General features: G+C 73.9%; 18 protein-coding genes and 1 riboswitch. Of the genes, 6 read left to right on the top strand and 12 right to left on the bottom strand.

The window, feature by feature from the left end:
- The first annotated feature begins 51 nt into the window (after positions 1–51).
- Positions 52–1,167: a Gfo/Idh/MocA family oxidoreductase gene (locus tag ACFVU3_RS25325; protein ID WP_390069748.1), complete on the top strand. Its 1,116-nt coding sequence runs from the start codon at positions 52–54 to the stop codon at positions 1,165–1,167.
- Here ACFVU3_RS25325 and ACFVU3_RS25330 read toward each other — a convergent pair.
- The 5 genes from ACFVU3_RS25330 to ACFVU3_RS25350 all read right to left on the bottom strand — a co-directional run bounded on the left by ACFVU3_RS25330 (position 1,130) and on the right by ACFVU3_RS25350 (position 4,859).
- Positions 1,130–1,891: a choice-of-anchor A family protein gene (locus ACFVU3_RS25330; protein ID WP_390069567.1), complete on the bottom strand. Its 762-nt coding sequence runs from the start codon at positions 1,889–1,891 to the stop codon at positions 1,130–1,132. The genes ACFVU3_RS25325 and ACFVU3_RS25330 overlap by 38 nt on opposite strands.
- Before the next feature lie 107 nt (positions 1,892–1,998).
- Positions 1,999–2,868, bottom strand: coding sequence for a fumarylacetoacetate hydrolase family protein (locus ACFVU3_RS25335; RefSeq protein ID WP_390069569.1), 870 nt, complete (start codon positions 2,866–2,868; stop codon positions 1,999–2,001).
- Between the two features lie 104 nt (positions 2,869–2,972).
- A complete protein-coding gene (yidC, locus tag ACFVU3_RS25340) occupies positions 2,973–3,644 on the bottom strand; it encodes a membrane protein insertase YidC (RefSeq protein ID WP_390069750.1) in 672 nt (223 codons plus the stop codon).
- Positions 3,645–3,911: 267 nt separating this feature from the next.
- Positions 3,912–4,232, bottom strand: coding sequence for a DUF6412 domain-containing protein (locus ACFVU3_RS25345; protein ID WP_390069570.1), 321 nt, complete (start codon positions 4,230–4,232; stop codon positions 3,912–3,914).
- Between the two features lie 96 nt (positions 4,233–4,328).
- Positions 4,329–4,859 carry a winged helix-turn-helix transcriptional regulator gene (locus ACFVU3_RS25350; RefSeq protein WP_390069572.1) on the bottom strand — a complete coding sequence of 177 codons (531 nt, stop codon included), beginning with the start codon at positions 4,857–4,859 and terminating at the stop codon, positions 4,329–4,331.
- Between the two features lie 130 nt (positions 4,860–4,989).
- Between ACFVU3_RS25350 and ACFVU3_RS25355 the strand changes: the two genes are divergently transcribed.
- Complete coding sequence (locus ACFVU3_RS25355; RefSeq protein WP_390069574.1) at positions 4,990–6,606, top strand: MFS transporter; 1,617 nt, start codon at positions 4,990–4,992, stop codon at positions 6,604–6,606.
- Here ACFVU3_RS25355 and ACFVU3_RS25360 read toward each other — a convergent pair.
- Positions 6,578–7,393, bottom strand: a complete 816-nt coding sequence (locus ACFVU3_RS25360) for a class E sortase (protein ID WP_390069576.1) — start codon at positions 7,391–7,393, stop codon at positions 6,578–6,580. The genes ACFVU3_RS25355 and ACFVU3_RS25360 overlap by 29 nt on opposite strands.
- 63 nt (positions 7,394–7,456) lie before the next feature.
- On the opposite strand from ACFVU3_RS25360, the gene ACFVU3_RS25365 reads away from it, so the two are divergent.
- From ACFVU3_RS25365 to ACFVU3_RS25375, 3 genes are all read left to right on the top strand, one after another.
- Positions 7,457–8,455, top strand: a complete 999-nt coding sequence (locus ACFVU3_RS25365) for an SEC-C domain-containing protein (protein ID WP_390069577.1) — start codon at positions 7,457–7,459, stop codon at positions 8,453–8,455.
- 139 nt (positions 8,456–8,594) lie between these two features.
- On the top strand, positions 8,595–10,016 hold the full coding sequence (locus tag ACFVU3_RS25370) for a YDG/SRA domain-containing protein (RefSeq protein ID WP_390069579.1): 1,422 nt from the start codon (positions 8,595–8,597) through the stop codon (positions 10,014–10,016).
- Positions 10,017–10,118: 102 nt separating this feature from the next.
- Positions 10,119–10,421 (top strand): hypothetical protein, encoded by a 303-nt coding sequence (locus tag ACFVU3_RS25375; RefSeq protein ID WP_390069580.1) that lies wholly within the window; start codon positions 10,119–10,121, stop codon positions 10,419–10,421.
- A gap of 130 nt (positions 10,422–10,551) precedes the next feature.
- Here the strand turns inward: ACFVU3_RS25375 and ACFVU3_RS25380 are convergent, their stop codons facing one another.
- Genes ACFVU3_RS25380 through ACFVU3_RS25395 form a run of 4 tightly spaced genes read right to left on the bottom strand, consistent with a single transcriptional unit; the run spans position 10,552 to position 14,519 of the window.
- Positions 10,552–11,820 carry a DUF445 domain-containing protein gene (locus ACFVU3_RS25380; RefSeq protein WP_390069752.1) on the bottom strand — a complete coding sequence of 423 codons (1,269 nt, stop codon included), beginning with the start codon at positions 11,818–11,820 and terminating at the stop codon, positions 10,552–10,554.
- Positions 11,821–11,857: 37 nt separating this feature from the next.
- A complete protein-coding gene (locus ACFVU3_RS25385) occupies positions 11,858–12,838 on the bottom strand; it encodes an ATP-binding cassette domain-containing protein (protein ID WP_390069582.1) in 981 nt (326 codons plus the stop codon).
- A gap of 6 nt (positions 12,839–12,844) precedes the next feature.
- Entirely contained in the window at positions 12,845–13,723 is an 879-nt protein-coding gene (locus ACFVU3_RS25390; RefSeq protein ID WP_390069584.1) for an ABC transporter permease, read from the bottom strand.
- The gene (locus ACFVU3_RS25395; RefSeq protein WP_390069754.1) at positions 13,716–14,519 is read right to left on the bottom strand and encodes an ABC transporter permease; all 804 of its coding nucleotides are present in this window, start codon (positions 14,517–14,519) and stop codon (positions 13,716–13,718) included. The genes ACFVU3_RS25390 and ACFVU3_RS25395 overlap by 8 nt, the downstream gene beginning before the upstream one ends.
- A 381-nt stretch (positions 14,520–14,900) precedes the next feature.
- Between ACFVU3_RS25395 and ACFVU3_RS25400 the strand changes: the two genes are divergently transcribed.
- The gene (locus tag ACFVU3_RS25400) at positions 14,901–17,180 is read left to right on the top strand and encodes a transglycosylase domain-containing protein (protein ID WP_390069586.1); all 2,280 of its coding nucleotides are present in this window, start codon (positions 14,901–14,903) and stop codon (positions 17,178–17,180) included.
- A 1-nt stretch (position 17,181) separates the two neighbouring features.
- Here the strand turns inward: ACFVU3_RS25400 and ACFVU3_RS25405 are convergent, their stop codons facing one another.
- Together ACFVU3_RS25405 and ACFVU3_RS25410 are read right to left on the bottom strand one after the other, a co-directional pair.
- Positions 17,182–17,502 (bottom strand): multidrug efflux SMR transporter, encoded by a 321-nt coding sequence (locus ACFVU3_RS25405; RefSeq protein WP_043228159.1) that lies wholly within the window; start codon positions 17,500–17,502, stop codon positions 17,182–17,184.
- A gap of 31 nt (positions 17,503–17,533) precedes the next feature.
- A riboswitch (guanidine-III (ykkC-III) riboswitch) is annotated at positions 17,534–17,603 on the bottom strand.
- Positions 17,604–17,651: 48 nt separating this feature from the next.
- A complete protein-coding gene (locus ACFVU3_RS25410; protein WP_390069588.1) occupies positions 17,652–17,987 on the bottom strand; it encodes a GroES family chaperonin in 336 nt (111 codons plus the stop codon).
- Positions 17,988–17,991 lie beyond the last annotated feature (4 nt).

Consider the following 17,991-nt stretch of genomic DNA (forward strand, 5'->3'; position numbering starts at 1 on the left):
CATCATGCCTCCTGCTTGCACTTCGGCAACAGCGTTGCTTAAGTGCTGCTCATGACGCCCCTCACCACCCCCCGCCCCCTCCGCGTCGGCCTCGTCGGCTACGGCCTCGCGGGCTCCGTCTTCCACGCCCCGCTGATCGCCGCCTCGCCCGGCCTGACGCTCGCCGCCGTCACCACCGGCAACCCCGAGCGCGCCGCCGAGGCGCGGGAGGCCCACCCGGGTGTCCGGGTGCTCGCCCGCCCGGAGGAGCTCTGGGCGGACGGCGGCCCGGAGCTCGACCTGGTCGTGATCGCCTCCCCGAACAAGACCCACGTCCCCCTCGCCGAGGCCGCCCTGAAGGCCGGGCTGCCCGTCGTCGTCGACAAGCCGCTCGCGGCGACCGCCGCCGAGGCGCGCGGCCTCGCGGACCTCGCCGAGGAGCGCGGGCTGCTGCTGTCCGTCTTCCAGAACCGGCGCTGGGACAGCGACTTCCTCACCCTCCGCCGCCTCCTGGAGGAGGGCGAGCTGGGCGAGGTCCAGCGCTTCGAGTCCCGCTTCGAACGGTGGCGGCCGCGCCCGAAGGGCGGCTGGCGGGAGTCCGGCGCCCCGGAGGAGATCGGCGGTCTGCTGTACGACCTCGGCAGCCACGTCGTCGACCAGGCGCTGGTCCTCTTCGGCCCCGCCGTCTCCGTCTACGCCGAGTCGGACGTGCGCCGTCCTGGCGCGGAGGCCGACGACGACACGTTCGTGGCGATCACGCACGCGAACGGCGTCCGCTCCCACCTGTACGTGAGCGCCACCGCCGCCCAGCTCGGGCCCCGCTTCCGGGTGCTCGGGCAGCGCGCCGGCTTCGTGACGTACGGCCTCGACCCGCAGGAGGCGGCGCTGCGCGAGGGGCTGCGGCCCGGCCCCGGCACCGCCTGGGGCGTGGAGCCCGACGCGCTGTGGGGCCGGATCGGCTCCGGGGAGTCACCGCTGACGGGCGGCGGGACGCCGGTCGAGCCGGTGCCGGGGGACTACCCGGCGTACTACGCGGCCGTCGCCGACGCCGTGCGCGGCACCGGCCCGAACCCGGTCACCGCGCGCGAGGCAGCCGCCGCCCTGGACGTCCTGGAGGCGGCGAAGCGGTCGGCCCGCGAGGGCGTCACGGTCAGGCTTCCCCGCGGGAACGACGGCGCCGGCGGCTGACGGCGACGAGGACGCCGCCGCCGAGGGCGAGGGCGGCCGCCGTCGCGCCCATGACGACCTTCCCGGTGCCGGCGCCGGTCTCGGGGAGCCGGCCGCCGTCCGGGCCGTGCCGGCCGCCGGTGTCGTCGCCGTGGGCGTCGTCTCGGTGGGCGTCGTCTCGGTGGGGGTCGGGGTGGCCGGGGTCGGGGTGGTCTCCGTCGGGGTCGGCCCGGTCGGCGTGGGGTCCTCGTCGCAGGACGGCAGGTCGCCGTCGAACGGTGCGGGAGGCGCCGTCGACGTAGGCGTAGCACTGGCTGGCGGCGGTGAGTTCGCCGCGCAGCGCGGTGTACGGGGCGGCGGCCCCCGCGTCCTGGACGGGCGCCGGGACCACGGTGCCGGTGACCGCGCCCGCGACCCGCGTCTTTCCGGTGACGGCGCCCCCCTCGGTGAGGAGACGCTGCTCGGCGGCGACGGTGACGCTCTCGCCGACGGTGAGGAAGTCGGTGCCGTCGTCGGGCACCACGCGTGAACCGCCCCCGGCGACGCCGACGTTGCAGACCGCGGAGACGCCCGCCCGCTTGTTCTGGTCGAAGCCGCCGAGGACGACGGCCTTGCCCTCGGCCTCCGCGGCGGCCTCGCGGACGAGGAAGTCGCCGCCGACGAAGACGTTGACGGCGTTGTCGCGCCACTCGACGGCACCGTTGCCGACGTCGGGGTACGCGGGCGAGGTTCCATATGCCGCCATGTGCATAAAAAGATACGAAAATGGCGGCACCCCGCACGGGGTGCCGCCAGAATCGGACCCGGGTCACGGCCCGCTCGCGCGAAGACCGTGGGCCGGGGCGGGCCGGGTCAGGCGCTCTTCAGCTCCTGGCGCTGGCGGCCGAGCCCCTCGATCTCCAGCTCGACGATGTCGCCGGGGCGGAGGTACGGCTTGGGGTCCGGCTGCCCCATGGCGACGCCGGCGGGCGTGCCGGTGTTGATGATGTCGCCCGGGTAGAGGGTCATGAAGCGGCTCACGTACCGGACGACCTCGGCGACCGGGAAGATCTGGTCGGAGGTGTGGCCGTCCTGCTTCAGCTCGCCGTTCACCCACAGCCGCAGGGCGAGGTCCTGCGGGTCGGGCACCTCGTCGGCGGTCACCAGCCAGGGCCCGAGCGGGTTGAAGGTCTCGCAGTTCTTGCCCTTGTCCCAGGTGCCGCCGCGCTCGATCTGGAACTCGCGCTCGGAGACGTCGTGCGCGAGCGCGTACCCGGCGACGTGCGCCAGCGCCTCCTCGTCGGTCTCCAGGTAGCGGGCGGTCCGGCCGATGACGATCGCCAGCTCGACCTCCCAGTCCGTCTTCACCGAGCCGCGCGGTACGAGCACGGTGTCGTCCGGGCCGACGACGGTGTCGGCGGCCTTGAGGAAGACGACGGGCTCGGCCGGGGTGGCCTGGCCCGTCTCGGCGGCGTGACCGTGGTAGTTCAGCCCGATGCACACGACCTTGCCGATCCGGCCGACCGGCGGGCCGACGCGCAGCCCGGTGGCGTCGCCGGAACCGCCGTACGCGGGCAGCACCCCGGCCTCGGCGGCGGCGCGGATCCGGTCGAGCGTGGCGGTGTCCGAGAGCAGCCGGCCGTCGACGTCGTCGGCGAAGGAGGACAGGTCACGGAGGGTCCCGTCCCCGTCGAGGAGGGCGGGACGCTCGGCGCCCGGCGGGCCGACTCGCAGCAGCTTCATGGTCTTCTCCCTGTGGTCGAGGTGGGCCCGGGGGGAGGCCCTTCGGTGCCCCGGCCGATGGAGTGCGGCCATCGGAGGATTGGTCGATCGTCCAAGACTCCGGGTCAGCCCGCAAGACCCCGTTCAGCCTGCGGACCCTTACGCATGAGTAGGGAACGCTCGACGACGGCCCAGGTGGTGCTGGTGACGAGGTAGAGCCCGACGGCCAGCGGCACGACGGCGACGGTCACGGCGGTCCCGAAGGAGAGCAGCGGCAGGATCCTGCCCAGCGCCGCGGGCCCCCCGGCCGGCGCGGGCGCCTGCGCCGCCTCCCGGCGGGCCCTCACGTACTGGTACGCGGCGACGGCGAGGGCCACCCCGAAGAGCGCGAGGTACACGAGCCCCGCCTGCCCGAAGGGCCCGCCGTCGCCGAGGGCCCCGGTCCAGCGCCCGTCGAGGGGAGCGGCGAGAAGGCTGTGCCCGCCCATCCGGTCGCCGGAGGAGAACAGCGCGTACAGGAGGAGGAAGGCCGGCACCTGGAGCAGGCCCGGCAGCAGCCCCGCGAGCGGCGAGACCTTCTCCTCGGCGTGCAGCTCCAGGATGGCCCGCTGGAGCCGCTCCGGCCGCCGCTCGTGCTTCTTCCGGAGCGCGGCGATCCGCGGCGCGAGCCGGATCCGCGCCTGCTGGCCCCGGACAGAGGCGCGGGAGAGGGGGTGGACGGCCAGCCGGACGAGGACGGTGAGGGCGATGACGGCGGCGGCGGTCGCACCGCCCTCGGCGAGCGGCCGGAGGAGCACGGCGAGCTGCTCGACGAGGACGGAGAACGCGTCGAGGACGGAGGACGGGAAGACGGAGAAGGCGAGGGATGTGCCGTCGCCGGGGTGAGGGGTGGGGACGGGCGGGACCGCGGGCAGGTGCGCGGTCAGGGATGTGGTCAGAGATGTGGTCAGGGATGTGGTCAGGGACGGGAACAAGGGAACCCTCCGGGGTTCGTCGTGCCGGGGATGGTGTGTCTCGGCATGACGGACCGCGCGAAGGGACCTCCGGGCGGGGCGCGGGGGTCCTTACGCGGCCGTCGGGAGGGGACGTCCTGGTGCCCGGGGCCGGCTGCGGCCGGCGGCGTCGGGGTCGCACTGCGGGAGGAAGGCCGTACGGAGGGCCCGGTCGCGCAGCGCGGTGCGGATGAGCGTGGGCGGCACGGCCGGAGCCGTACGGGCGCCGACGAGGGCGCAGACGACGGCGGAGGCCGCGAGGACGATCGCGCCGACGGAGCCGTCGGAGTGGAGCGCCCCGGCGGACGTGACCGCGAGGGCGAGGAAGAAGGAGAGGACGAACGAGAGGAGCACGAGGGGCGCGAATCGGCGCAGGACCAGACTCCCGCTCATCACGCCCCCCGCTTCCCGGACTTCACTGTCATCGGGTAGGACGAACAGGCACGCGGAAGGGTTCCCGCCTCAGGACGCGGCGGGTTCCCGGCCGCCTCAGGACGCGGCGGGTTCCAGCGGGACGAGGAGCCGGCGGGGGGCGAGGAGGGCGCGGCCCACGGGGTCGGCGGGATCCGGGTCGAGTCCCGCGCCGGGCCGCATCTCGACGTCGGCGGGGGGCACCGGAAGGCGGCAGGCGGGGCACTCGCCGTACGGGCCGAGCTCGGTGCCGCAGACGGCGTGGTGGAAGTGGCGCATGGGGACGGTGCCCGGGACCTCGGCCCTCCCCCAGGCCCCGAGCGCCCGCAGGACGGGCCAGAGGGCCAGGCCGCGTTCGGTGAGGACGTACTCGTCGCGGGGCGGGGAGTCCTGGTAGCGGCGCCGGTCGAGCACCCCGGCCTCGACGAGCGCCTGGAGGCGGGCGGCGAGGACGGCGCGCGGCGCCCCGAGGTGGGTGAGGAAGTCGCTGTAGCGGCGGACGCCGTAGAAGGCGTCGCGCACGACGAGCAGCGTCCACCGCTCGCCGACGATCTCCAGGGCGCGGGCGATGGAGCACTGCTGCTGGGCGTAGTCCTTGCCGAGAGCCATGGGACCAGCGTACCGAAAAGAGAGTTCATTGAACGAACCGAGCGGGTAGAGTCATGGTTCAATCAATGAACCGAGCAAGCAGAGTCCCGGTTCACCCACCGAACCGACCGGCGACCGGGCGGAGGCCCCCGTGCGTACAGCCCACTCCCACCCCCACTCCCCAGCCCGCGCCCCCGGCTCCCCGCCCCCACCCCCCGGGAGCTCGCCCGGTCCGGCCACCCTCGCGGTCACCGGCATCGCCACCGCCCTCGCGCTGATGAACTACACGGCGCCGATGCTGACCCTCCCGGCGATGGCGGAGGCGTTCGGGACGCCGTCCTCGGCGCAGGCGTGGCTGCTCAACGGCACCCCGCTGGGCCTCGCCGCCCTGCTCCTCGTCGCGGGCGCGCTGGCCGACGCGCACGGCCGGCGCCGGGTCTTCCTGCTCGGCACCCTCGCGCTCGGCGTGACGACCGCGCTCGGGGCGATCGCCGGCTCGACGGCGCTCTTCACGGCGGCGCGGATCGCGCAGGGCGCGGCGAGCGCGGCGGTCCTCGCCGGCAGCCTGGGCCTGCTGGCCGACGCGTACCCCTCGGGCCGCGACCGGATCCGGGCCACCGGCGTCTGGGGCGCGGCGGTGAGCGGCGGGATCGCGCTCGGCCCGCTGCTCGCGGGGGCGCTCAGCCCGGTGGACTGGAGGCTGGCGTACGCGGCACTGGGCGCGGCGACCCTGCTGACGGCGGCGGCGGGGACCCGCACGCTCGCACGACCGGAGGGGCCGGGCCCCACCGCGGGACGGTCGGCACCGGGACTGTCGGCACCGGGACTGTCGGCACCAGGACGGCCGGGACCGTCCACTGCGGAACCGTCCGCGACGGGACAGTCCGCCCTGGAACGGTCCGCGGCAGCACAGTCCCCGACAGAACGGTCCGCGGCAGAACGGTCCGCGGCAGCACAGTCCACGGCGGCACGGTCCGCCGCGGAACCGCTCTCGCCCGCCAGGTCCGGCCGGCGCCGGCCGGACCTGGCGGGCGCGACGACGCTCGCGCTGGCGCTGGGGACGCTGCTGACGGCCCTCACGCTGGGCCGGGACGGCTGGCTGCGCCCGGTGATCGGCGTCCTGCTCCTGGCGGGGCTGGCGCTCACGGCCCTGTTCCTGCGGGTCGAGCGCCGCGCGGCGCAGCCGATGATCGACCTCGGCCTGCTGCGGCGGCCGGAGTTCCGGGTGGCGACGGTGGGGGCGCTCTTCACCGGTCTGGCGGTGATCGGCCTGTTCAGCGTGGTCCCGGCGCTGATCCAGCGCGGCGCGGGCATGGCGCCCCTGGCGGCGGCGTGGCTCTTCGTCCTCTGGTCGGGCACGGGGTTCGTGGTGGCGCTCCAGGCCCGCCGGCTCGCGGGCCGGCTCTCCGCCCCGCACCAACTGGCCCTCGGCTTCGTCCTGTCGGCGGCGGGCGTCCTTGCTCTGCTCGGCGCCCTGGACTCCCCCTCCCTGCCCTGGCCGCGGCTGGTCACGGGCCTGGTGGTGGCGGGCGCGGGCAGCGGCCTGCTGAACGCGGCGCTGCCCCGGCTCGCCGTCGACTCCGTGCCCCCGGAACGGGCGGCGATGGGCTCGGGCGCGAACAACACGGCCCGGTACATCGGTTCGGCCGCGGGCGTGGCGCTGATGCTGGCGCTGTCGGCGGCGGGCCCCGACGCGGCGGTGGCGGCCTCGGCGGTCCTCGCCCTCGCGGGCGCCGCCCTCACCGTCGCAGGGTCGCCCAGACGATGAGCCGGTAGCGGGAGGTGAACTCGGGCGTGCAGGTGGTCAGGGTGAGGTAGGACCCGGCCGTGGAGTACCCGTACGAGGGCTTGACGATCGACCGGGGCACGGGCTGGATGACGCCGGTGTCGCGCGGCGAGGTGACCGGCAGGATCCGGTCGACGCGGTAGGTGTACGTCCCCTCACGGGTCCGCAGCGTGATCTCGTCCCCCCTCCGCAGCCGGTCGACATACCGGAACGGCTCGCCGTGGGTGTTCCGGTGCCCGGCGAGGGCGACGTTGCCGGGCCGGCCGGGCGCGGCGGTGCCGGGGTAGTGCCCGACGTACCCCTTGTCGAGCACCTTGCTCTTGGAGATCCCCTGGGCGACCGGCACCGTCAGTCCGATCCGCGGGATGCGGAGCACGGCGAAGGTCTCCCCGGAGGGCGGCGGGGAGGCGGGCCGGGCGGGCGCGGCGGAGGGCCTCGGGGGGCGCGGGGGCCGGGTCCCGGCGGCGGGCGGCGCGGACGGCGGGGCGGACGGTTCCGCCGCCGGCGCGCCGGAGGGCGACGGCTCGCCGCCGCCCGCCGCCTCCGGGAGAGAGATGCCCCACTCCCGCTCCAGCGCGCGCACCTGCGCGCCGGCCTCGGCGCGGGCCTGCTGGTTGGTCCACCACAGCTGGTGGACCACGAGCAGGAGGATGAGAACACCGCAGGTGACGACGGTCTCGGCGGCGAACCAGAGCACGCGGGCGAGTCCACGGCGCCCCGAGCGCGCCTGGACGACGACCGGTACCCTCTCCCGCCCCCTGTCCCGCACGCCCGGCACGATAAGCGCTGCGGCGCCAACTCTCCAGGGCCGTACAGCAGTACGGTGGACGACATGCGCCCCGACACGCCTGCCGCCCACACCGCCGAAGCCGAGCGTCTGCTGCGCACCGCCGCGCAGTACCCCGGAGACCGGGAGCCGCTGCTGCTCCAGGCCGCGGCCCACCTGGAGCTGGCGGACGACCGGCCCGGGGCGACGGCGCTCTACGACGACCTGCTGGCCGGCGACGCGGCCGACCCGCACCTGATCCGCGCGCTGAAGGCGTCGAACCTGTGGGAGTACGGGCACGAGGCCGAGGCGAGGGCCATCATCGAGGGCGTCCGGCGCTCACGCCCCGCGGAGGCGCCGCCGTGGGAGATCGCGGCGGAGACGCTGGAGGCCCACGACGAACTGGAGGCGGCGGAGGCCACCCTCACCGAGGCGGCGACCCTCCTGACCGCCCCCGGCACGGAACTCCCCCACGCCACCCGCTCCCTCCTCGCGACCCGCCACCGCATCCGCCGCATGCTGGCCCTCGGCCACGACGACTGGGACACCCTCGCGGACCGCCTCCACCCCGGCACGATCCCCCTCGACGAACTCCACGACCCGAAGCGCCTCTGGTCCCTCGGCTCCTCCGACCCCACCGAGCTCCAGGCCGAGATCGCCCGCCTCCGCGCCGAACTGGGCACCTACCGCACGGCCCTCTCCCGCCCCTTCCCGGTGGCGGTCCTCCACTGGCCCGAACGCGAGCTCACGGAACTCCTGGCGGCCTACCCGGAGCTGGAGACCGAGTACCCGACCTACCGCGCCCACCTGACGGACATCGAGGCGTCCCTCCGCGAACTCGCCGCGGCCGGCACCCCGAACCTGGGCATCGTCCGCGCCACGGTCCCCTCCTACGAAGCCTTCGCCGCCTCCGAGTCCACCCACCCCTCCCAGGCCCCCCTCCTCCCCCAGTACGCCACCACCCTCGCCGCCCGCGCCCGAGCCACCCCCTGGCCCCCCCTGCGGACGGACACGTGCTGGTGCGGCCAGGACCGGCCGTACGGGGAGTGCCACGGGGCGGAGTGAGCCCCCTTGCGGGAGATCGCACTCACCGTTCTCCCTCACCCCGTTGTCAGAGACGTCGAGTACCTTCGCTTCGTCTCTGTCGGCCGACCGACCGCGTCGCAGTGATACGTCCGACCGACACCCAACGGGGAGCTCACTCTTGTCCGAGGACACCAGAACCACGACCGGTTACCTGAACGCCTTCACGTCGCTCCGCGTCGACCGCTCATCCGGCCAGCCGGCGCGGCACCAGCCGATCGTGCTCTTGTGGGCGGCAGGGCGGGCCCACCAAGGAAAGCAGCGACTCACGCCCTGGAATGCGTCGAAGGACGAGCTGGCCGCGCTCCTCGCCAAGTACGGGCAGCCCGGGTCCATGCCGGCCCCGGAGTACCCGTTCACCGCCCTGCACCGTTCCCCGCTGTGGAAGCTTGAGGGGATCACGGAGGACGTCCCTCAGGCACGCGGGTCGAGCCTAGGCCCCTGGCTGGACCAACATGATCCGCGCGGCGGATTTGAGAAGGACCTGCACGAGCGGCTGGTCAGTGATATGCCCTTCCGCGACGAAGCCGTCAGCCGCCTTCTCCAAACGTACTTCACCGACGTCGACTGGCAGGACATCCTCATCGACGTCGGGCTGCAGTCCGGTCCCTTCCACGGTTTCGGCCCCGTCCCCTACGTACCGGTGGGAACGGTCTTCACCAATCGAGACGCCCTCGCCGCAGCCAACATTCATCGCCCCCTCCAGGCCGGAATCTGGGGCAAGCAGAAGGAGGATGCGAAGTCCATCGTCGTGTCCGGCGGCTATGAGGACGACGAAGACCTCGGGGCGGAGATCATCTACACCGGCCAGGGCGGCATGACCGAAGGTCGGCACACCCACGACCAGGACCTTTCGCGAGGCAACGCCGCTCTCCTCAACAGCATTGCGTCGGGCACGCCTGTCCGCGTCATCCGTGGTGCCGGTGACCATTCTCCGTACGCTCCCGCACAAGGACTTCGGTACGACGGCCTTTTCCGGGTGGAGGACTGTTGGTCGGAGCGCAGAGATGCCGACGACTTCCGCATCTGGCGCTTCCGCCTTCGGGCGCTGGGCGAAGTACCCACCCCCGAGCAGCTCCAGAGCATCAACGAAGACGTCCTCCCGTTCCCCTCTTCTACCAGCCCTGACACCACGCAGCCGCCACAAGAACCCGAACCGGGCGAGCGTCCCGACCGACGAGCGGTCATGACCCAGCGCATCGTTCGCAGCACGAAGCGCGCCAATAGGGTCAAGGAGCTCCACGACTACACGTGCCAGGTCTGCGCCCTCCGGATCGCTACCCCCACGGGGGCGTACGCCGAAGCTGCCCATGTCAGGCCGCTGGGACGCCCGCACAACGGCCCCGACCGCACGGACAACATCCTGTGTCTCTGCCCCAACCATCACGTGGCCTTTGACTTCGGCATGTTGACGATCGGCGACGACGGAACCATCCACGAGCGAGAGAACCACGGGGGACCGCCTCGCCGTCTTCGTACCGTGCCGGGCCACGACGTCGATCTGGCTCACCTCGCATACCACCGCGCACACCATGAAGGGTGACAAGTCGGAGCGAAAGCCCCACCCGGAAGTGGCCGAGCGGCTCACCTCATCCTCATCGTTAGGCTTCGGACAGAGACGTCGATCCGAACACGAGGTGCCGCCATGCCCCGCATCCCCTCCTCCGCCATAGCCGCCACCGGGCTCGTCGGCGGGTACGCCGTGGCCCGATGGACCGGGAAGCGGCCGCTCGGTGGGGTGGTGCTGGCCGTGGCCGGTGGGGTGGCGGCCCGGGAGTGGCGGCGGGTGGGCGGGGCGAAGGTGGCCGTGGGGCTGTCGGCCGCCTATGTGGCGGCGTTCGGGGGGTCGCATCCGCTCGCCAAGAAGGTCGGGGCGTGGCCCGCGGTGTTCTCCGTCGCCGGCGGCATGGCCGCCGCCTCCTGGGCCGTCACCCACGCGCAGCGGTAGGCGGAACGGGGCCGCGCGCCCGTCGTGTCCCGGGCCGTGGCCCGCGGGCGGGGCGGCGGCCGCCGTGATCCATGGGCGGGGCGCGCGGCCGCCGTGGTCCGTGGGCGCGGAGCCGGCCCCCGGCCGGGGGTCAGGCGCCCAGGGCGTGGCTGATCGTGTGGATCGCGAGGCCGGCCAGGGCGCCGACCACCGTGCCGTTGATGCGGATGAACTGGAGGTCGCGGCCGATGTTGGCCTCGATCTTCTTCGAGGTCTGGTCGGCGTCCCAGCCGGCGACCGTGTCCGTGATCAGGGAGGTGATCTCGGTGCGGTAGGTGGTGACCACGTACGTCGTGGCCGCCTCCAGCCAGCCGTCGACCTTCGCCTGGAGGCGGGCGTCCGACGCGAGGCGCTTGCCCAGGGAGATCAGGGAGGCGCGGGCGCGGAGGCGGAGCTGGCTGCGGTCGTCCTCGGCGGCGGCGAGGATCAGGGCGCGGACCGAGGCCCACGCGGAGGCGATGACGTCCTGGATCTCGGGGCGCGCCAGGAGGTCCGACTTGAGGCGCTCCACCCGGGCGCGGGTCTCCGTGTCGGACTGCAGGTCCGCCGCGTAGTCGGCGAGGAAGCGGTCGATGGCGCCGCGCGCCGGGTGCCCGGGCATGTCGCGCATCTCCGTGACGAAGCGCAGCAGCTCCTTGTAGACGCGCTCGCCGACCTTGCGGTCCACGAAGCGGGGGGTCCAGCCGGGGGCGCCGCCCTGGACGGCGTCCATGACGGAGTCGCCGTGGGTGACGAGCCAGTCGTGGGCCCGGACGCAGATCAGGTCCACCGCCCGGTGGTGGGCGCCCTCCGTGACCATGCGGTCGAGGGTCTTGCCGAGGCCCGGCGCGACCTCGGCCTGGTCGGCGCGGCGGGTGATCGCCTCGCCGACCACCGCCTGCACGTCGGCGTCCCGCAGGACGGTGAGGGCGCCCCGGAGCGCCGTCGCGGCCTCGGCCGTCACCCGGTCCGCGTGCGCCGGCTCCGCCAGCCAGGCGCCCAGGCGCCGGGCCACGCCCAGGGCGCGCAGCCTGCCCCGTACGACGTCCGCGGAGAGGAAGTTCTCGCCGACGAAGGAGCCGAGCGAGGCGCCCAGCTGGTCCTTCTTCGTCGGGATGATGGCCGTGTGCGGGATGGGGAGGCCGAGCGGGTGCCGGAAGAGGGCGGTGACCGCGAACCAGTCCGCGAGCGCGCCGACCATGCCGGCCTCGGCCGCCGCGGCCACGTACCCCGCCCAGGCGCCCGCGCCCGCGTTCTCGGCCCAGGTCGCGAGGGCGTAGACGACCGCGACCAGTGCCAGCAGCCCTGTCGCCAGGGCCTTCATTCTGCGGACGCCTCTGCTCTTCTCCTCGTCCGCCGCCGTGTACGAGAAACTCACCATCGCCAGCCCGACCTCCCTGCCCACCTCCACCGGGGGCCTACTTCAGGGACTCCCGGCGGTCCTCGCGAGTTCCCCCGTACATCTTCGCGATCACGGACTCGATGTCCGGTTCCCGCACCGAGAGGTCCACCAGCGGGTACGCCTCCGCCACCGCGGCGACGAGCGGGGCGGCGGAGGCGGAGGCCGGGAAGGCGAGGTACTGGCGCGGGCCGTCGGCCCGGACGAAGCGGGCCCCGGGCACGGTGTCGATCGGGGGCAGCTCGCGCGCCAGGTCGACGACGAGCATCCGCTCGCCGTCGCCGGCCTCGTGCAGACCGGCGAGGTCGCCGTCGTACATCAGCCGTCCGTGGTCGATGACCATCACCCGTGAGCAGAGCTGTTCGATGTCGGTGAGGTCGTGGGTGGTGAGGAGGACGGTGGTGCCGCGTTCGGTGTTCAGGGCGCGGAGGAAGGCACGGACCCGGGACTTCGAGACGACATCGAGGCCGATCGTCGGCTCGTCCAGGTAGAGCACCTCCGGGTCGTGGAGGAGGGCGGCGGCGATGTCGCCGCGCATCCGCTGCCCGAGGGAGAGCTGGCGCACGGGCACGTCGAGGAGGTCGCCGAGGTCGAGGAGGTCGACGCAGCGGGCGAGGTTCTCCCGGTAGCGGTCGTCGGGGATCCGGTACATGCGGTGGGTCAGCCGGTACGAGTCCTTCAGCGGCAGGTCCCACCAGAGGGTGGTGCGCTGGCCGAAGACGACGCCGATGCGGCGGGCGAGGCGGGTCCGTTCCCGCGCGGGATCGATGCCGGCGACGCGCAGGCGGCCGCCGCTGGGGGTGAGGATGCCGGTGAGCATCTTGATGGTGGTGGACTTCCCGGCGCCGTTCGGGCCGATGTAGCCGACCATCTCGCCCCGGTCCACGGTGAAGGAGATGCCGTCGACGGCCCGGACCTCCCGCTTCTCGCGGCGGAGCAGGCCGGCTCTGCGGCGGACGGTGAAGGTCTTCTCGATCCCGTCCAGTTCGATGAAGGACATGCGCGCTCAGCTTCCTGTCGATCGGTACGAGCGGACGCCCGCCCGCCACGCGAGGCCGGCGATCCCGCAGCAGGCCAGGGCGACGAGCGGGGCGGCGAAGGCCGTCCAGGCCGGCACGCCGGGCGGGGCCGGGCGGCCGAGGACGTACAGGGCGGGGAGCCAGTTCACGAAGGCGAGCGGGACGACGTACACCACGCCCTTCACCAGGTCCTGCGCGAAGACCGTCGGCGGGTACTGGAGCAGCGTGTTCCCGCCGTAGGTGAAGGAGTTGGTGACCTCGGCCGCGTCCTGGAGCCAGAAGATCGTCGACGCGCCCAGCACCATCACCGCCATGAAGATCACCGCCCCGCAGACGACCATCCCGGGCACCATCAGGACCTTCGTCCAGGACCAGGCCACCTCGCCGCGCAGCAGCACCAGGCTCCACACCAGCACCATCAGCCCCTGGAGCACCCGGCCGAGGCGCCGCAGGGCGAACTTGTCCGCCGCGACCTGCGCGAGCAGCGGCGCCGGGCGCAGCAGGAACACGTCGAGCGAGCCGTCCCGGATCCGGCGCCCCATCCGCTGGAGCGAGCCCAGCGTCAGGTCGGCGATCCCGAAGGCGGTGCCGGTGGTGCCGTACAGGAAGGCGACCTCGGCGAAGGAGAAGCCGCCGAGCCCCCGGACCTGACCGAACATCAGCAGGATGACGACGAAGTCGAAGAAGGTGACGCAGAAGGAGGTGACGAGGGTCAGCGCGAAGGAGGCGCGGTAGGTCATCGTGGAGCGGATCCACATGCCCGCGACCATCCGGTACGCACGGAGGGCGTCGCCCGCGCGGCCGGACGCCGACGCACCGGGGGCCGTGCCGTGCGGGGCCTCTCCGGTCAGCAGTGACTCAGCCACCCTGCACCACCACCTTCCGTGTCGCCGCCGTCTGCGCCGCCCGCCCCGCCGCGAGCAGCAGCGCGAACCAGCCGAGCTGGAAGCCGTACGCGCGGGCGAGGCCCGCGGCGTCCCCGTACCGGCCGAGGTAGACGTCCGCCGGGACCTGGAGCAGCGCGGCCCAGGGCAGGGCCCGGGCGATCTCGCCGAGGGTGCCGGGGAAGACGTTCAGCGGGAGGAGCATCCCGGAGAAGAAGAGGCCGCTCAGCCAGACGACCTGGACCACGCCCTGGCCGTCGAGGAGCCAGAACGCGCTCATCGCGACCAGGTACCAGAGCGCGAAGGAGACGAGCGAGCCGAGGGCCACCGCGAGCAGGAAGGCGGCCCAGGCGGCGGGACCGTCCGGAAGGGTGAACCGGAAGGCGAGCGCGCCGATCACCAGGGGGACGGCGCCGCGGCCGAGCAGCTGGTAGGCGCAGCGGCCCGCGTTGGCCGCGCACCACCAGCCCTGGAGGTCGGCGGGACGGTAGAGGTCGACGGCGATGTCGCCGGTCCTGATGCGTTCGATCAGCTCGTCCTCGAAGCCGCCGCCCATGAGGCCGCAGACGGTGATGAGCGCCTGGCCGATCCAGACGTAGGCGAGGGCGTCGGACATGGAGTAGCCACCGAGCTGGGGGCGTTCGGCCCACAGGGCGATGTAGGTGTACGAGAAGACGAAACCGAAGACCGTGTTGGTGAAGAGGCCCGCCAGGGTGGCCACCCGGTAGGTGGCGTACCGCCGGAAGCCCCCCGCGGCCACGGTCGCGTACAGCCGCAGCATGGAGCGTCCCTTCGGGAGGTCGGAGGGTCGGAGCGATGCGGAAAACGGACGAAGCGCACGACCCTAGTGGCCCGGGCCACACCCCCGCGAGCGGATTTCCCGGCGGCCCGAACGCTCCCGAACGGGTTTCCGGGCCTGCCCCTCGGCCGCCTGGCCCTGCCCGCCCGCCCCCGCCGCCCGCTCCCTCCCCGCCTGCCCGCTCCCTCCCCGCCTGCCCGCGCCCGACGGATCTCCGGGCCGGTCCCGCGGCCGCCCGCCCCACTCCCCGCGGATCCACTGGCCCCCTGCCCCGCGCCCGACGGATTTCCGGGCCGATTTCCCGGCGGCCACCCGCCGCCTGCCGGGGTTTTGCCCGTTTTGTGTGCACTATGTGATGCCATGTCCCCTTCCTTGCGTTCCTCCTCCCCCGCCGCGCCACCTCCGGATCCGGGCTGGGAACCGAGGGACCCCACCCTCCCCGCGGCCCGCCCCGGCGCCCGGCGCCGTGCCCCGCGCGCCCGCCGCCTCCTGCGCGCCGCCCTCGGACTGCTCCTGCTCGGCGGCATCCTGCTCGCCGGGGCCTTCGTGGCCGGATACCTGTTGGTGTCCATCCCGCCCGCCAACGCCGCCGCCGTCGCCCAGTCCAACCTGTACCTCTACCGCGACGGCACCGTCCTCGCCCGCGACGGCGAGGTCAACCGCGAGAACGTCCGCCTCGACCGGATCCCGCTCGCCGTCCGGCAGGCCGTGCTCGCCGCGGAGGACCGCGACTTCCACACCTCGCGCGCGGTCGACCCCAAGGCCATGGTCCGCGCCGCCTGGAACACGGTCACCGGCAAGGGCCGCCAGTCCGGCTCCACCATCACCCAGCAGTACGTGAAGAACTACTACCTGGGCCAGGAACAGACCCTCACCCGCAAGGCCAAGGAGTTCTTCATCGCGATCAAGCTGGAACGCGAGAAGACCAAGGACGAGATCCTCCAGGGCTACCTCAACACCAGCTACTTCGGCCGCAACGCCTACGGCGTCCAGGCCGCCGCGCACGCCTACTACGGCAAGGACGTCGAGCGCCTCACCCCGGCCGAGGGCGCCTACCTCGCCGCCCTCCTCAAGGCCCCCAGCGCCTACGACGTCACCACCCACCCCGAGAACCGCCCCGCCGTCCTCGCCCGCTGGGGATACGTCCTCGACGGCATGGTCGGCGAAGGCTGGCTCACCCCCGGCGAGCGCGCCGCCCTCCGCTTCCCCGACCCGGAGACCGCCCGCCCCGCCACCGGCCTCTCCGGACAGCGCGGCTACCTCGTGCAGGCCGTGGAGGAGTACCTGACCGGCCGCGGCATCGTCGACGAGAAGACCCTCGCCGGCGGCGGCTTCCGGATCGTCACCACCATCGACCCCGACCGGCAGGCCGCACTCGTCCGCGCCGTCGAGGACCGCGTCACCCACCGTCTCGACCCGGCCGCGCACCCCGCCGACCGGTACGTCCGGGCCGGCGCCGCCGCCGTCGAACCGGCCACCGGACGGGTCGTCGCGCTCTACGGCGGCGTCGACTACACCGAGCAGTACGTCAACAACGCCACCCGGCGCGACTACCAGGTGGGCTCCACCTTCAAGCCGTTCGTGCTCACCGCGGCCGTGCAGAGCGGCGCGCAGACCCAGTACGGCGAGCCGATCACCCCGTACACCCTCTACGACGGCACCGACCGCCGGCCCGTCGAAGGCTGGCCCGGCACCCCGTACGACCCCGCCAACGAGGACGGCCGGAGCTACGGCGAGATCGCCGTCGGCGCCGCCACCGACCTGTCCGTGAACGCCGTGTACGCCCAGATGGCCGTGGACGTCGGCCCCGCCCACGTGCGCCGCACCGCCGTCGCGCTCGGCCTGCCGACCACCACCCCCGACCTCACCGCGTCCCCCTCCATCGCCCTCGGCCCGGCCACCGCCAGCGTCCTCGACATGGCGCAGGCGTACGCGACGCTCGCCGCCCACGGCCGCCGCGGCGACCACACCCTGGTCGCCGCCGTGAGCCGCGACGGGGAGCCGCTGCCGCTGCCCTCCGCGGAGCCGCGGCAGGCCGTCGGACGGGAGGCCGCCGACACCACCACCGCCGTGCTGCGCGGCGTCGTCGAGACCGGGACGGGCACGGCCGCCCTCGGCGCCGGGCGCCCGGCGGCCGGCAAGACCGGCACGGCGGAGGACGACAAGGCGGCCTGGTTCGCCGGTTACACCCCCGAACTCGCCACCGTCGTGGCCCTGATGGGCCAGGACCCCGAGACCGGCGGCCAGGAACCCCTCTACGGGGCCCTCGGCCTCCCCCGGATCAACGGCGGCGGCCCGCCGGCCGAGATCTGGGCCCGCTTCACCCGCGAGGCCCTCGCGGACGCCCCCGTACGCGACTTCGACCTCCGCCTGATGCCGGGCGCGGAACTCCCCGCCGTGCCGCCGGTACCGGACGGACCGGAGGACGGCGGGGACGACAGGCAGGACAGCGACGCCAGGGACGGCAACGACGCCAGGGACGGCAGGGACGGCGGAGACGGCAGGGAGGACGCCGGAGACGGCAGGCAGAACGACGGGGACGGCAGGGAGGACGCCGGGGGCGACGGCGGCGACTGGTACGGGCCGGGCGAGGCGGGCCCCGGCGCGAAACCCGCCCGGCCCGGGAAGCGGGACCGCTAGATCAGTGTCCGGAGGTCGCCTTCAGGCCCACCACGGCGACCAGCAGCAGACAGACGAAGAAGATCCGGGCGGCGGTCGCCGGCTCCCCCAGCACCACCATGCCGAGCACCGCCGCACCGGCCGCGCCGATGCCGACCCAGACGCCGTAGGCGGTACCGATGGGAAGGGTCTTGGCGGCCTGCGACAGCAGCAGCATCGAGGCGACGATCCCGGCGCCGGTGAAGACGCTGGGCCACAGACGGGTGAAGCCCTCGGTGTACTTCATCCCGATCGACCAGCCGACTTCCAGCAGACCCGCGACGATCAGAAGAACCCAGGCCATGACGACACCTCCGCGAGACGGAACAACAGGGGGTGCGTCGTCTTTTCACTACCCGGTACGGCGCGTCTCGTCGGGGTCCCCCCAGCCTAGCAAAGAACGGGCAAAGGCCCTGGTGACACCGGTCACCAGGGCCTCAGGGCACGCAGGTCCTACAGGTAGAGCCCGGTCGAGTCCGCGCTCTGGAAACGGTCCGCCGCCACCGCGTGCAGGTCCCGCTCCCGCATCAGCACGTAGGCGACACCCCGCACCTCCACCTCGGCGCGGTCCTCGGGGTCGTACAGCACCCGGTCGCCGATCTCGACGGTCCGGACGTTCTGCCCGACCGCGACCACCTCGGCCCAGGCCAGGCGGCGGCCGACCGCGGCGGTCGCCGGGATCAGGATCCCGCCCCCGGAGCGCCGCTCCCCCTCCGGGGTGTCGGTGCGGACCAGGACCCGGTCGTGGAGCATCCGGATGGGCAGCTTGTCGTGGGTGTTGTCGCTCACGGGA

The organism is Streptomyces sp. NPDC058052 (assembly GCF_042885515.1).
In the GTDB taxonomy this organism is placed as follows: Bacteria; Actinomycetota; Actinomycetes; order Streptomycetales; family Streptomycetaceae; genus Streptomyces.

Coding starts and splice junctions, on each gene's coding strand:
- ACFVU3_RS25325 (WP_390069748.1), top strand. CDS start 52: ATGACGCCCCTCACCACCCCCCGCCCCCTCCGCGTCGGCCTCGTCGGC.
- ACFVU3_RS25330 (WP_390069567.1), bottom strand. CDS start 1,891: ATGGCGGCATATGGAACCTCGCCCGCGTACCCCGACGTCGGCAACGGT.
- ACFVU3_RS25335 (WP_390069569.1), bottom strand. CDS start 2,868: ATGAAGCTGCTGCGAGTCGGCCCGCCGGGCGCCGAGCGTCCCGCCCTC.
- ACFVU3_RS25345 (WP_390069570.1), bottom strand. CDS start 4,232: ATGAGCGGGAGTCTGGTCCTGCGCCGATTCGCGCCCCTCGTGCTCCTC.
- ACFVU3_RS25350 (WP_390069572.1), bottom strand. CDS start 4,859: ATGGCTCTCGGCAAGGACTACGCCCAGCAGCAGTGCTCCATCGCCCGC.
- ACFVU3_RS25365 (WP_390069577.1), top strand. CDS start 7,457: ATGCGCCCCGACACGCCTGCCGCCCACACCGCCGAAGCCGAGCGTCTG.
- ACFVU3_RS25375 (WP_390069580.1), top strand. CDS start 10,119: ATGCCCCGCATCCCCTCCTCCGCCATAGCCGCCACCGGGCTCGTCGGC.
- ACFVU3_RS25380 (WP_390069752.1), bottom strand. CDS start 11,820: ATGGTGAGTTTCTCGTACACGGCGGCGGACGAGGAGAAGAGCAGAGGC.
- ACFVU3_RS25385 (WP_390069582.1), bottom strand. CDS start 12,838: ATGTCCTTCATCGAACTGGACGGGATCGAGAAGACCTTCACCGTCCGC.
- ACFVU3_RS25400 (WP_390069586.1), top strand. CDS start 14,901: ATGTCCCCTTCCTTGCGTTCCTCCTCCCCCGCCGCGCCACCTCCGGAT.
- ACFVU3_RS25405 (WP_043228159.1), bottom strand. CDS start 17,502: ATGGCCTGGGTTCTTCTGATCGTCGCGGGTCTGCTGGAAGTCGGCTGG.